Origin of the sequence: Acinetobacter baretiae, assembly GCF_015627105.1 — a bacterium.
Taxonomy (GTDB): domain Bacteria; phylum Pseudomonadota; class Gammaproteobacteria; order Pseudomonadales; family Moraxellaceae; genus Acinetobacter; species Acinetobacter baretiae.
Genome location: NZ_VTDM01000024.1, coordinates 1 through 13,570, shown reverse-complemented (window position 1 = coordinate 13,570; position 13,570 = coordinate 1). Strand labels below are relative to the sequence as shown.

13 protein-coding genes are annotated in these 13,570 nt (G+C 38.3%); 3 read left to right on the top strand and 10 right to left on the bottom strand.

The genetic code is table 11. The annotated features are described in order from the left end of the window. Nucleotides 1–47: 47 nt before the first annotated feature. The 7 genes from I2F17_RS09895 to yhbY form a co-directional block, all read right to left on the bottom strand. Nucleotides 48–773 (bottom strand): fimbrial biogenesis chaperone, encoded by a 726-nt coding sequence (locus I2F17_RS09895; protein WP_196423457.1) that lies wholly within the window; start codon nt 771–773, stop codon nt 48–50. Nucleotides 774–839: 66 nt separating this feature from the next. Then, nucleotides 840–1,373, bottom strand: a complete 534-nt coding sequence (locus I2F17_RS09890; protein ID WP_196423458.1) for a fimbrial protein — start codon at nt 1,371–1,373, stop codon at nt 840–842. 742 nt (nt 1,374–2,115) lie between these two features. Further along, nucleotides 2,116–2,592, bottom strand: a complete 477-nt coding sequence (gene greA / locus I2F17_RS09885) for a transcription elongation factor GreA (RefSeq protein WP_196423459.1) — start codon at nt 2,590–2,592, stop codon at nt 2,116–2,118. A gap of 87 nt (nt 2,593–2,679) precedes the next feature. Next, the gene (carB, locus tag I2F17_RS09880) at nt 2,680–5,913 is read right to left on the bottom strand and encodes a carbamoyl-phosphate synthase large subunit (protein WP_196423460.1); all 3,234 of its coding nucleotides are present in this window, start codon (nt 5,911–5,913) and stop codon (nt 2,680–2,682) included. 11 nt (nt 5,914–5,924) lie between these two features. Then, nucleotides 5,925–7,073 (bottom strand): glutamine-hydrolyzing carbamoyl-phosphate synthase small subunit, encoded by a 1,149-nt coding sequence (carA, locus tag I2F17_RS09875; RefSeq protein ID WP_196423461.1) that lies wholly within the window; start codon nt 7,071–7,073, stop codon nt 5,925–5,927. A gap of 237 nt (nt 7,074–7,310) precedes the next feature. Continuing rightward, on the bottom strand, nt 7,311–7,844 hold the full coding sequence (locus tag I2F17_RS09870) for a DOMON domain-containing protein (RefSeq protein ID WP_211139783.1): 534 nt from the start codon (nt 7,842–7,844) through the stop codon (nt 7,311–7,313). Between the two features lie 6 nt (nt 7,845–7,850). Further along, nucleotides 7,851–8,174: a ribosome assembly RNA-binding protein YhbY gene (yhbY, locus tag I2F17_RS09865; RefSeq protein ID WP_196423463.1), complete on the bottom strand. Its 324-nt coding sequence runs from the start codon at nt 8,172–8,174 to the stop codon at nt 7,851–7,853. A gap of 362 nt (nt 8,175–8,536) precedes the next feature. On the opposite strand from yhbY, the gene rlmE reads away from it, so the two are divergent. From rlmE to folP, 3 genes are all read left to right on the top strand, one after another. After that, on the top strand, nt 8,537–9,181 hold the full coding sequence (gene rlmE / locus I2F17_RS09860; protein WP_196423464.1) for a 23S rRNA (uridine(2552)-2'-O)-methyltransferase RlmE: 645 nt from the start codon (nt 8,537–8,539) through the stop codon (nt 9,179–9,181). A 136-nt stretch (nt 9,182–9,317) separates the two neighbouring features. Continuing rightward, nucleotides 9,318–11,207: an ATP-dependent zinc metalloprotease FtsH gene (gene ftsH, locus I2F17_RS09855; protein ID WP_211139782.1), complete on the top strand. Its 1,890-nt coding sequence runs from the start codon at nt 9,318–9,320 to the stop codon at nt 11,205–11,207. A 62-nt stretch (nt 11,208–11,269) separates the two neighbouring features. Beyond that, nucleotides 11,270–12,121, top strand: coding sequence for a dihydropteroate synthase (gene folP, locus I2F17_RS09850; protein WP_196423466.1), 852 nt, complete (start codon nt 11,270–11,272; stop codon nt 12,119–12,121). 580 nt (nt 12,122–12,701) lie between these two features. Here the strand turns inward: folP and I2F17_RS12760 are convergent. The 3 genes from I2F17_RS12760 to I2F17_RS09840 are packed head-to-tail and all read right to left on the bottom strand — an operon-like array spanning nt 12,702 to nt 13,548. Next, nucleotides 12,702–12,878: a transposase gene (locus tag I2F17_RS12760; protein WP_407926565.1), complete on the bottom strand. Its 177-nt coding sequence runs from the start codon at nt 12,876–12,878 to the stop codon at nt 12,702–12,704. Beyond that, nucleotides 12,812–13,168, bottom strand: a complete 357-nt coding sequence (locus I2F17_RS12755; RefSeq protein WP_407926564.1) for a transposase — start codon at nt 13,166–13,168, stop codon at nt 12,812–12,814. Before I2F17_RS12755 ends, I2F17_RS12760 begins: the two co-directional genes overlap by 67 nt. Before the next feature lie 23 nt (nt 13,169–13,191). Beyond that, nucleotides 13,192–13,548: an IS630 transposase-related protein gene (locus I2F17_RS09840; RefSeq protein ID WP_211139781.1), complete on the bottom strand. Its 357-nt coding sequence runs from the start codon at nt 13,546–13,548 to the stop codon at nt 13,192–13,194. Between the last annotated feature and the right edge of the window lie 22 nt (nt 13,549–13,570).

Sequence of the window (13,570 nt, the reverse complement as noted above, 5' to 3'; positions counted from 1 at the left end):
ACTTTAACTGCAACGTTGCATTGGTAAATGACTGAACATATTCAAATTTATTGAACAAGTTGAGTAATATGTTCTGTACGGCCACCATAGTCATTGATCGTAATAAACTCTATCTTATCAATTTGCATATTTGGTGAAGAAATTTTTTGCTCTGAAAAAGGTTCAAGCATAAGTCCTTTAGGCACGAGATCGGTTTTTTTTGTGTTGGTTGTTTCAAATGCAGAGGTAATGGTGATATAAAAAGGGGTTGGATTTTTGATGACAATTTGTTGCCCCAATTTATTCCACTGTAATTGTTCAGGTGCTTTATTAATATCTTGTTTTAACGAAGATGGTCGATAAATAAATTTAATACGAGACCGAATGGCAAGTTGTAAGAAATTTTCAGGTGCATTGGTACCAGCTGCTTTAGGCGGAATATCTAATACATTTAGCCAATACAAAGATTCTCGGCTTTGATTCAACTCGGCACTATTGGGTAAAGCTGTAATACGGAGTGTTTGACCTTTGTTGGGCTCTACGCGCGACACAGGTGGCGTCATCATAAATGGCAAGCTTACTTGATCGGGAGTACTGTTTGCATCTCCATCGTCTAACCATGCTTGTACGAGAGCAGGTCTGTTGCCATCATTGGTCATTTGTAATGAAACTTCTTTGCTGTCTGACGGGTAAATCACACGAGTGCCATGCAAAATCATTTCTGCGTGAATATTCGTTGTGATGAAACATGTGATGACCCATAAACACGAATAAAATATGTGATTTTTTTTCATCGTCAGACAACTTTTAGAAAAAATAAGCGTGAAGTAAGTGTGACCACCTACAGTTTTAGCATGTGATTATTGGTAAATAATCGTGTATTGAACAGATGTAGACACAGACCCTGCAGTCACTGCATTTGTTGCGTAATATTCTGCATAGTAATTTAAATCTGCTTTACCATTAGCAACATCAACCCACTGAGAATTTGTTTGACTACCAGAGACTGTTGGATTGGTTGCTAAAATCGGTAAAAATCCATTATTACTGCCTAAAAGTTGAACCTGTACATTTCGAGCAGATCCATTTTTATTGTTTAAACGACCGCTATTGAAATCGACATTTGCACCTGGTTCAAAATAGGTTGCTACTTTTCCTTCGGAACAGTTGTCTAAATTAATCGTAAATGGGGTACGCCCAGCAACGTCACCTGCATTTGCAAGTGTTTGTTTAGACACAGTGGGTAGAGCAACAGTAAAATTTTTACCTGCCGCAGTTGCAATATTACATGTTTTGTCTGTTACGCTTCCTGTAATTGTAATGGTTCCATCACTTGCATGTGTTGCGGTTATTGTAGCAACCACTGCTACGAGTGCTAAAGCAATCTTTTTCATTTAAAAGCCTATAGTATCATTAAGTATTTTAGTGCATTAAATCTTTAAAATGTTAACAGTGTCACATTATATTTATAAAATGAGATTTTTCAAGAAAATGTGACCGATTTATTGAAAATGTAGATATAACAGCGAAAATTTGGCTTAAATGAAAAGTGGTTGCTTAAAAGTACAAAAAGCCATGCTCTAATGAAAAATAGAGCAGGAGCTATACCTCATGCTTTTTACACAAAGCAATTTTTTATGAATAACTGATCGCGCAAGAGTAATTTTTGCAGTGAGGGAGAATTAAAAGTAAGTGAGTGTCAATACGCGCTGGTTTGCAGATCGTTGAAGAGTGTTTTGAGTGTAATTTGAAATTTTATATGATGAGCAAGCGGTATATTCTATGTGGTGAGTATGACAGCTATCTTCAACAATTTTGCCAGAAAATGAGATGTCATTTGCAAGACATATGCTAGAGCTTGAAAGTAATGCACATGCAAAAATGATTTTTATCATGGTTGCTCTCCATTGTTGATACATTTTATTTCTATCAAACAATGGATTTTAAATATAGCTTAATGCGCTCACATGAATATCTTGATGTGTGATTATTAGTAAATTATGGTCAATATAAGATGATTTAGATCACAAAATAATTTTAAAATTCATATTTTAATTTACAATATATTACCTTGTTATTTATCGGTAAATTAGATAAATACAGGCCCTAAAGTTTTTCTTTAAGGCCTGATATCAGTTATAGGTATTTGACGGCTATAATCTCATATTCAACTTCACCTTGCGGTGTTGTAATTTTTACATCGTCACCTTCGCTTTTACTTAATAGACCACGAGCAATTGGTGAGTTGACTGAAATTTTATTAATCTTAAAATCAGCTTCGTCATCGCCAACAATTTTATAGGTCTTTTGCTCTTCTGTATCTAGGTTTTCAATAGTGACAGTCACACCAAATACAACTCGACCATTTTGTTCGAGTTCATTTACATCAATCACTTGAGAAGCGCCTAGTTTGGCTTCAATGTCTTGAATACGTCCTTCACAAAAACCTTGTTGTTCACGTGCAGCATGATATTCAGCATTTTCTTTTAAATCACCATGTTCACGAGCTTCAGCAATGGCTTGAATAATACGTGGACGATCAACAGTTTTAAGTTGTTGAAGTTCTTTTTCGAGTGCAGTTTTGCCTTCAGGAGTCATCGGGTAACGTTGCATGTCGTCCCTCCAAAATAAAATGTAGTTGGTTTAAAAAATAAAAAATCCCGCCACCGAGTAGGTGACGGGACCTTTCGGTAGTACGGATTAACTAGTTACGGTTAAATCTTGCAAACGATATACATCCATTGGTAATTTCACGGCAAATGCTTGGCAAACAGCTTCTGCACCACTAATGGTTGTGGTGTAGTACACTTTACCTTGTAATGCAGCACGACGGATCGCAGCCGAATCAAACTGAGCCTGCTTGCCTTCTGTTGTATTTACAATAAGGTGTATTTCACCATTTTTCAAGCGGTCTACAATATGTGGACGACCTTCAGTGACTTTATTTACACGTTCACAACTTAAACCTGCATCGGTAATCACTTTTTGTGTACCGTGAGTTGCGATGAGTTTGAAACCATAGTCAATCAATTGTTGAGCAATCGCCACAACATCTTTTTTATCTGATTCACGTACAGATAAAAAGGCATGTTTGGTTTCACTGTCGGTTGGCAAGCCAGGTAATCTTTCGTTTGAGCCAAGAACGGCTTTATAGAATGCTTCACCAAATGTTTGACCAACACCCATCACTTCACCCGTAGACTTCATTTCAGGGCCAAGCATTGGGTCAACGCCTTGAAATTTTGCAAATGGGAACACTGCTTCTTTAACAGAAAAGTGTTTAGGAATAATTTCTTGGGTAAAGTTTTGATCTTGTAGCGAAATACCAGCCATGCAACGAGCAGCAACTTTGGCAAGTGATTCACCAATACATTTAGATACAAAAGGCACTGTACGAGAGGCACGTGGATTGACTTCTAATATATAGACATCTTGCCCTTTAACGGCAAATTGTACGTTCATTAAGCCAATTACACCGAGTTCTTTTGCCATGGCAATAGTTTGGCGGCGCATTTCATCTTGAATCTCTTTAGATAAAGAGTATGGTGGAATGGAGCACGCAGAATCACCTGAGTGAATACCTGCTTCTTCAATGTGCTGCATAATACCACCAATGACGACTTCTTTACCGTCAGACACACAATCTACATCGACTTCAATCGCTGAGTTTAAGAAGTGATCTAGTAAAACAGGTGAGTCATTTGATGCTTGTACGGCTTCACGAAGGTAGCGTTTGAGTTCATCTTCGTTATATACGATTTCCATCGCACGGCCACCAAGTACATAAGATGGACGAACAACAAGTGGATAACCGACTTTTGCCCCTTCAGAAATACCTTCTTCAGCAGATTTAACAATGCTGTTATTTGGCTGACGCAGTTGAAGACGTTGAATCATTTGTTGAAAACGTTCACGATCTTCTGCACGGTCAATGGCATCTGGCGATGTGCCAATAATAGGTGTGCCTGCTTCTTCAAGTGCACGTGCAAGTTTTAAAGGTGTTTGACCACCGTATTGTACGATTACGCCTTTCGGTTTTTCTATACGAATAATCTCAAGGACATCTTCAAGCGTAATTGGCTCAAAGTAAAGGCGATCAGAGGTATCGTAATCTGTTGATACTGTTTCAGGGTTACAGTTGACCATGATGGTCTCATAACCGTCTTCACGCATTGCAAGTGCAGCATGTACACAACAGTAGTCAAACTCAATGCCTTGACCAATACGGTTTGGTCCACCACCAATCACCATAATTTTTTGGCGATCTGATGGTTTCGCTTCACACTCTTCTTCGTAAGTTGAATACATGTATGCTGTACTAGATTCAAACTCAGCAGCGCAAGTATCTACCCGTTTGTAAACAGGATAAACACCTAAACTCCAACGTTGTTTACGAAATTGCTTTTGGGAAATACCCATTAAATGTGCGATACGTAAGTCAGAGAGGCCTTTACGTTTAAAGCTACGCACATTTTGTGCTGTCAAATCACCAAAACCAAGTGTACGAATGTATTCTTCAGTTTTGATAATATCTTCAATTTGTACTAAGAACCAACGATCAATTTTAGTTGCTTCAAAGACGTCATCTAAGCTAAAGCCATGGCGAAATGCATCAGCGACATACCAAATACGATCTGGCCCTGGCACTTTAAGTTCAAGTAAAATTTTGTCTTTTGGATTGGTTAAGCTTGGATCAACTTTTTCATCAAAACCACAGCTACCAACTTCAAGGCCACGCAGTGCTTTATGAAGTGACTCTTGGAAGTTACGGCCAATTGCCATGACTTCACCTACAGATTTCATTTGTGTGGTCAGTACAGGTTCAGCTTGCGGAAATTTTTCAAAGTTGAAGCGAGGTATTTTTGTGACAACATAGTCAATTGATGGCTCAAAAGATGCAGGTGTTGTGCCACCTGTAATGTCATTGCTGAGCTCATCTAGTGTGTAGCCTACAGCAAGTTTTGCTGCAATTTTAGCAATCGGGAATCCTGTTGCTTTAGAGGCTAAAGCAGATGAGCGAGAGACACGAGGATTCATTTCAATGACAACCATACGGCCATCTTTTGGATTAATACCAAATTGAACGTTTGAACCACCTGTTTCAACGCCAATTTCACGCAATACAGCAACTGATGCGTTACGCATCAGTTGATACTCTTTATCTGTGAGTGTTTGCGCAGGTGCAACAGTAATTGAGTCGCCGGTGTGTACGCCCATCGGGTCAAAGTTTTCAATTGAGCACACAATAATGCAGTTGTCGTTTTTGTCACGAACAACTTCCATTTCGTACTCTTTCCAACCAATTAAAGATTCATCAATAAGCAATTGGTGGGTAGGAGAGAGTTCAAAACCACGCTCACAAATTTCAAGAAATTCTTCTCGGTTATATGCAATACCGCCACCTGAGCCACCCATTGTAAATGATGGGCGGATAATGACAGGAAAACCGAAACCTGCTTGAATATCTAAAGCTTCTTGCATTGTTTCAGCAACAGCTGCACGTGGACATTCAAGGCCAATTTTTTTCATGGCTTGGTCAAAAAGTTTACGGTCTTCTGCTTTTTCGATGGCATCTTTACTTGCACCGATAAGCTCAACATTGTACTTACTTAAGACGCCATATTTATCTAAATCTAGCGCACAGTTCAGTGCAGTTTGACCACCCATTGTTGGTAAAACTGCATCTGGGCGTTCTTTTTCAATAATACGCTCAACAGTTTGCCATGTAATCGGTTCGATGTAAGTCGCATCTGCCATAGATGGGTCGGTCATGATGGTCGCTGGGTTTGAGTTGACCAAAATAACACGAAAGCCTTCTTCACGAAGTGCTTTACATGCTTGTGCACCAGAATAGTCAAACTCACAGGCTTGACCAATAACAATTGGGCCAGCACCAATAATTAAGATGCTTTTAATATCCGTACGTTTAGGCATTATTTCGATCCTTAATGGCTTTTACTTTTAGATGCTTCGATCAAGTCGATAAAATGGTCAAATAGTGGGGCACAATCATGTGGGCCAGGGCTGGCTTCAGGGTGTCCTTGGAAACTAAATGCAGGTTTATCGGTACGATGAATACCTTGTAATGTGCCATCAAATAATGAAATATGTGTGGTTTTTAAATTGCTTGGAAGCGTTTTATCATCCACTGCAAAACCATGATTTTGCGAAGTAATCATGACTGTACCATCTTCTGTATTTTTAACAGGATGGTTAGCACCATGATGACCATGATTCATTTTTACAGTTTGAGCACCAGAGGCTAATGCCAATAGTTGATGCCCTAAACAAATACCAAACATTGGAATATCACTTTTTTCCAACAACTGCTCAATGGCTTTAACTGCATAGTCACATGCTGCAGGATCACCTGGGCCATTAGAGAGGAAAATACCATCTGGATTAAGTGCAAGAACATCCTCAGCAGATGTTTGTGCAGGAACAACTGTTAGCTTGCAACCACGGTCAGAAAGCATACGTAAAATATTGGTTTTTACGCCGTAGTCATAAGCAACAACATGAAATTTAAGTTCAGGTTGTGTAAAACCTGTGCCAAGAGCCCAAGAACCTTCAGTCCATTCAAAGCCTTTTGGATCACAGCACTCTTTTGCAAGGTCTAAGCCATTTAGTCCACCAAATGCACGTGCTTTTGCAATAGCTTCTTCAGCAGTAATATTGTCTCCTGCTAAGATACAGCCATTTTGAGCGCCTTTATCACGTAAAATACGTGTGAGTTTACGAGTGTCAATGTCTGCAATAGCAACAATATTTTGTTGTACTAAATAGTCAGACAAAGAGATACTAGAACGAAAGTTACTGTGCAGTAATGGTAGGTCTCGAATAATTAAACCGTTTGCCCATACTTTTTGGATTGAACCAGACTCAGCATCTTCGACATTACAACCAGTGTTGCCAACATGTGGGTACGTCAAGGTTACAATTTGCTGTGCATAGCTTGGGTCAGTCAGTATTTCTTGATAGCCTGTCATGGCAGTGTTAAATACGACTTCTCCAGTCGTGGATCCCTGTGCGCCGATAGATTGACCGTGAAATACGGTGCCGTCGGCAAGGGCTAAAATGGCGAGGGTGCTCAAGTTGAAGCTCCTGATTTTTAAGCTGTAAGAAAACCATTAAATGAAGGGGAGTTCACCGAATTTAAAGGTTTTGACACGTTTGTAACTTAAAAACGCATTGTACGCATATCACTAAAAAAAGTCTATGTTATTTCTAGTTATCTAGCAATCAATTGTGATGTACAAATGTAAGATGAGATGGATAAAGAAAAAGACCAATCACTTTGTTATTGGTCTTATGTTCTTGATTAGAAAATATTAAAGTGTATGTAGCCAATCTCTTTTATTATGAAAGTCTGCTTGAGGGCTACTATGTTGAAGAGAATAGAATTTTTCACCTTGAGCTGTCTGTATAACAGCACATATACCCATAAAGATATCATTCATTTTTACATTGTGTTTTGCAATAAAGTTTGCAATGTCAATGGTTGAGCTGATGCCATAGTGAGTACGTTTTAACTCAAGTAATTCAATGCCCTGACTGTGTTGTGGTGGAATACTTTCGGGGTATCTGTATTCTTCAAAGTCATAACATTGCCAAAGCTGTGAGGGAGATAAATTAATTTCCACATAGTCATCGCAGTCTTTTATGCCAATAAAGAGCTCAAAGCAGGTTTGTTGCCACAAAAAGTCTGCCGTGCCACATTGTGGTTGTACGGCAGGCCATTGAATAAATTGATATGGGTCTTTAACCCAAAAACCGACATTAAGTAAAGAGGACTGTTGTTCAATGGCAACAATGATGTTGATGTCATCACAGCGTTCAAATGGAATCAGTTCGTAACTTGCCATAATGAGTTAGTTAGACAAATGCGCGAAGCGAACAAGATTTGATAATTTTTGGTTTTGCTGTGCAGATTTTTTATAAAGCAAAACAATTTTACCAATTTTTTGAACAACATGAGATTGGGATTGCTGTGCCAATGTTTCAATAACTTGACTGCGTACTTCACGATCTTCGCCAACTACTTTGACTTTGATTAACTCATGATCATTAAGTGCACGTAATGTTTCTTCAATTACATTTTCTGTCAAGCCTTGACTACCAATCATCACAACAGGGTTGAGCGAGTGTCCGATTTGACGTAGACGTTTGATTTCTTGGATAGATAAAGAAGCCATGGTTTAACCTATTGTAAATAAGTGTTGTAGTATATCAAATTTGCTTGCTTTTGTACTAAAGAAAGCGTTGTTATTTATAAGGCATTATGTTGTATGACATTTATTTTGTAGATTAAAGTGTGCTAGATTGCTTGAAGTCAGTGGTGTGGCTCGTTTAAATTTTGAAAAATATGATGGTGTATTTTTTAGATCTACTTTAAATTTTAAATGAGAAACACTTAAAATTGCTATGACGTATGAAAAAGTGTGTATATAAACGATAGACATGATTCAAAAAACTTATGCTCACTTGACAGTTCTTTACTGCAAGTATGTGGTTTTTTGCGTACAATATAGTAATTATTTTTTGAATTTAGATGATTATGGCAACACGCATCACCAACCAAAAGCTGTCTAAAAGCAGTCGTGCGTGGATGAGAGAGCATTTAGATGATCATTTTGTGAAAAAAGCACAAAAAGAGGGCTATCGTGCTCGAGCAGCATATAAGCTGTTAGAAATCCAAGAAAAGTACAAACTGATTAAGCCAGGTATGACAATTGTTGACTTGGGCGCAGCCCCGGGAAGTTGGTCGCAAATTGCAGGTAAGCTTGTAGGTTCAAAAGGCTTAGTGATCGCATCTGATATTTTAGAAATGGATGCATTGCCAGACGTGACTTTTTTACAAGGTGACTTTCGTGAGGAAGAAGTCTTTGAAAAATTGTTAAATATTTTAAATGGTCGGCAAGTAGACGTTGTAATTTCAGATATGGCCCCCAATACATCAGGTAATCGGGCTGTAGATCAACCTCGTCAAATTTATTTGTGTGAACTTGCCCTAGATTTTGCACAAAAGGTATTAGGGCCTAATGGACAGTTTGTCGTTAAAGTGTTCCAAGGTTCTGGATTTGATGAGTTTCGTAAACAAGTTGTTGATACCTTTCAGGTATTGAAAACAATTAAGCCAGAAGCATCTCGTGCAAGATCAAAAGAAGTATTTTTGATTGGACAACGTAGAAAAAATGGCTAAATGGTGACTTGCTAAGCTTGCAAAAATTGTGCATGGTTACAATTTAGGGTGTGACGTGCAATCACTTACTTTCGTGAAAGGTTTTAAGTCATTTGGGCTTAAAATCAAACTAGATTGATGATATGGGAATGAAGCTTTGAGCGATCTCTTTAAAAACGCCGTGTTGTGGCTGGTGATACTCGGAGTGCTGATTTTAATATTCAGCAACATCAGTGACCACAATAAACCATCGCAAATGAACTATTCTGAGTTTGTTTCTGCGGTTAATGCAGGCCAAATTAAGCAAGTCACAGTTGATGGCGAGAAAATCACTGGCGAAAAAAAGAATGGTTCAGGTTTTGAAACAATCCGCCCTGCGGTACAAGACCCTGAACTTATGCCGGGTCTAATAAAAAATAATGTGATTGTTGAGGGGACAGCGCCTCAACGTCAAGGTGTGCTAATGCAATTACTCATTGCAAGCTTCCCTGTATTGCTGATTATTCTGTTATTTATGTTCTTCATGCGTAACATGGGTGGTGGTGCAGGTGGTAAAAATGGCCCAATGAGTTTTGGTAAATCTAAAGCCAAAATGCTGGCTGAAGACCAAATTAAAATCAATTTTAAAGATGTGGCCGGTTGTGATGAGGCAAAACAAGAAGTTGTCGAAATTGTCGACTTTTTGAAAGATCCAACCAAATTCAAACGTCTTGGTGCCTCTATTCCTCGAGGTGTATTGATGGTCGGTCCACCAGGAACAGGTAAGACCTTATTGGCCAAAGCCATTGCAGGTGAGGCAAAAGTACCTTTCTTTAGTATTTCTGGTTCAGATTTCGTTGAAATGTTTGTTGGTGTGGGTGCATCACGTGTACGTGATATGTTTGAACAAGCAAAGCGCCATGCACCATGTATCATTTTCATTGATGAAATTGATGCAGTTGGTCGCCATCGTGGCTCAGGTACAGGAGGTGGTCATGATGAGCGTGAGCAAACGTTAAACCAAATGCTTGTTGAAATGGATGGTTTTGAAGGCAATGAAGGTATTATTGTTATTGCAGCAACTAACCGTGCAGATGTATTAGATAAAGCATTACTTCGCCCGGGTCGTTTTGACCGTCAAGTCATGGTTGGTTTACCTGATATTAATGGTCGTGAGCAAATTTTGGGCGTACACCTTAAGAAATTGCCTTCTGTAACAAGTGTTGATTTAAAAGTGTTGGCTCGCGGTACACCAGGATTTTCAGGTGCTGAACTTGCTAACTTGGTGAACGAAGCTGCTTTGTTTGCTGCCCGTCGTAATAAAAATACGGTGGATATGCATGATTTTGAAGATGCAAAAGACAAAATTTATATGGGGCCTGAGCGTAAATCAATGGTTCTTCGTGAAGAAGAGCGTCGAGCAACGGCTTACCATGAAGCAGGACATGCTATTGTTGCGGAAGTTCTTCCAGGAACAGATCCTGTGCATAAAGTCACAATTATGCCACGCGGTTGGGCACTTGGTGTGACATGGCAATTGCCAGAGCAAGATAATGTGAGTCATTATAAACATAAAATGTTAAATGAATTAGCAATCTTGTTTGGTGGTCGTATTGCTGAAGAGATTTTTATCAATCAGCAATCAACAGGTGCATCAAATGACTTTGAACGTGCAACTAAAATGGCACGCTCTATGGTCACGAAATATGGTATGTCTGAGAAGATGGGTGTCATGGTATATGAAGATGACAGCCAACAATCTTTCTTAGGTAGTGTTGCAAGCCGTACTATCTCTGAGGCAACACAACAGCAAGTTGATGCTGAGGTACGCCGTATTTTAGATGAGCAGTACAAAGTTGCTTGGGATATTTTGGAACAAAACAAAGACAAAGCACACGTGATGGTGAAAGCCCTGATGGATTGGGAAACAATCGATCGTGATCAAGTCTTAGATATTATGGCAGGTCAAGATCCAAGACCACCTAAGGTATATGTTCCTGAAAATCCAGTAATTGATGTGGTAAAAGATAATTCATCTACACCACCGCCATTACCTACAACACACTAAAAAAAGAGCCACTTTAAGTGGCTCTTTTTTATTTACATTGAAAGCGTTTCTAGGAATACAGTATGAAACTTACTCACCTACCTCATAGAATCTTAAATTGTAACGGTCGAATACTTGATCTTTCACAGCCACAAATTATGGGTATTTTAAATGTGACACCAGATTCATTTAGTGATGGTGGTTATTATAATCAAGTGGAATATGCAATTAAACACGCAAAAAATATGATATTACAAGGTGCGTCTATCATTGACATTGGTGGTGAATCCACACGTCCTGGGGCATCTGTTGTTGCAGTTGAAGATGAGATTAATCGAGTTATTCCTGTAGTAAAAGCGCTGTCAACCTTAGATATAGTGCTGTCTATTGATACCAGCGAGCCTGAAGTAATGAAAGCTGCTATGGAGGCTGGGGCACACATTTGGAATGATGTACGTGCTTTAACTCGTCCGGGTGCTTTAGAGATGGCAGCTGAGTTAAATATTCCTGTGATCTTAATGCACATGCGTGGTGAACCAACAACAATGAATCAATTGGCCTGCTATGATGATGTTGTATCAGAGGTGATAAATGAATTAAAAGAAAAAATAGTACTTGCACAAAGTGCAGGTATACAATCGGATCATATTATTATTGACCCTGGTTTTGGTTTTGCGAAGAATACTACGCACAATACAACATTACTGAATAATCTTTGGCGCTTACATGAATTGGGTTATCCGATATTATCAGGTTTATCTCGTAAGCGTTTTATTGGTGAAATTACACAATGTTCAATTGCGGCAGAGCGTGTAGTGGGTAGTGTAACGGGGCATTTACTTTCTGTTCAACAAGGTGCAAGTGTAGTTAGAGTGCATGATGTTGAAGCAACTGCACAGGCACTTTTGGTGTGGAAGTCTTTAATGTCTTTATAAGTGGCTGAGTGTTTATTAAAAGCTTTAAACATGCTCCATTTTTTGTGTATATGAGCAACTCGGATTGTTCATACTAAATACTACTTTTTAGTATCTATTTGTTGAACAGAAAATACGATATTTTTTGCATCTTCTAGATACGTCTTTCTGTTTTTATCCATGAGTGCACATACGTTAGAGCCGCACTTTATTAAAAATAGATCAGATGATTTACTCTCTTTTTTGAGCTCTACCTTTCTAAAGTCTGTAGAGTCTAAATCTTTCTGTGCCATTTCTTTTGCTTTGTTTTCAGTATTTACCAATGAGTAGAATGTGGCGAATAACATAACGATAATAAGAATAATTAAAGAGCTATTGTTGTTGTAATCCTTTTCTAATTCATCATAAAAATTTGAATTATGAATATTTAGCGAGATTTTTTTAGATTTGCCTATTTTTTTTAGAAAATAGTTATTTAGCTTGGAAAAACACCGAGTATATTTAATCAAGTGTATGCTGATTGTATAAATGGCAAGAGCACAAAGAGAGTACAGTAAGTAATGAAGCCCATTTAAATAACCATAATATATAGTCAAACAATCTAATTACTCATACAGACATGAAAAAACATCTGAAAGAGTCGATCAATACAATCCTCTTGACATTCTTTTCTTTTTTTCTTAATCCATGCCCAAGTCTTTTCAATAGAATTCAAATCAGGACTATAAGCAGGCAACCATAAAATCTGATGCCCATAGTGTTCCAATAACTCCTGTATATCCGAATATCCGATCGCTTATGAAAGGCCGCATTATCCATCACGATGACACTATTTTGGGGCAGTTCGGGAATAAGAAACTGCTCTACCCAAAAATGAAATACATTTGAATTAATTTTGCAGTCGAATAAACCAACTGCAAATAGTTGACCTTGATATAATGCACCAATGGCATTGGTTTGGTTCTTTAATTGCCAGTTAAATGAGCCATAACATGGTGTTCCTTTCAGAGAATAACCGTAAGGTCTATAATCGTGCGATTTAAACCCACTTTCATCAAGATAAACAATGGGGTGCTTTTGTTTAAGCTGATCTAAAGCTTCGATAAATTCTGATCTGAGGGATTCTTTGGCTTGTGGGTGGCGTAAGGTCTTTTTTTCACTGTGATTCCTAAACGTTTTAATGCATAACCAATAGATGCAGCTGAGCAGGAAAAGTGCACAGCACGCTCATATTGATAATCGTCTGGATATTTCTCAACATCCGCACGCAATGCATCATCCTCAATTTTAAAAGGTTTCCGTGGGCGGGTTCTTTTAATTTCAATTCGTTTTTTCCAACTCAAAATTGTATTTTTATCAATTTCAAATTGTGCAGAGACCGCTCGTATGGAATATCCTTCCTCAAGCTTCGCTATCACTTTTCGTCTAAAATGTTCTGAATAACTCATTTTTATATTGTCTTATATTTTT